The organism is Vibrio sp. 970 (assembly GCF_033339075.1).
The window spans coordinates 1-595 of the sequence record NZ_JAWOTW010000551.1 but is presented as its reverse complement, the minus strand read 5'-3'; the positions used below and the strand labels follow the sequence as shown (position 1 = coordinate 595).

1 protein-coding gene is annotated in these 595 nt (G+C 45.7%); it reads left to right on the top strand.

Going from position 1 to position 595, the window contains the following annotated elements:
* Positions 1 to 595: HAD family hydrolase (locus R7Q11_RS27815; RefSeq protein WP_225467191.1), on the top strand; the 595-nt coding region annotated here is incomplete at both ends.

The following is a 595-nucleotide window of genomic DNA, read 5'->3' as shown; positions in this document are numbered from 1 at the left end:
GTTTCTGACCGCATTGCCGTGTTCGACAACGACGGTACACTTTGGTCAGAAAAGCCGATTTATTTCCAAATTGCATTCGCGTTGGATCAAATCAAAGCCCTTGCGAAAACGCATCCAGAATGGAAAACGCAGGAACCTTTTAAATCCGTCATTGAAAACGACTTAGAGAAAGTCTTTGCTGGCGGTAAAGAATCGCTACTCCAAATCATGAAAGTCACCCACAGCGGCATGACTGTAGAAGAATACCAACAATCCGTCGAGCAATGGCTTGCAGCGGCGAAAGACAAGCGCTTTGGTAAAGCCTATAACGACCTCACCTTTAAGCCGATGCGCGAAATGCTTACTTACCTGCAAGAGAACAACTTCAAAACCTACATTGTTTCGGGTGGTGGCGCGGACTTTATGCGCGTGTGGGCTCCAGAGGCGTACAACATTCCTGAAGAACAAATCATCGGCAGTGCGTTGAAATACGAATACAGCTTTAATGATGGTCAACCTAAAGTGATGAAGTTGGGCGAACTGTTAACGCTCGATGATAAAGAAGTGAAAGTCGAAAACATCCAGTACATTATTGGTAAGAAACCAGTGCTCGCCG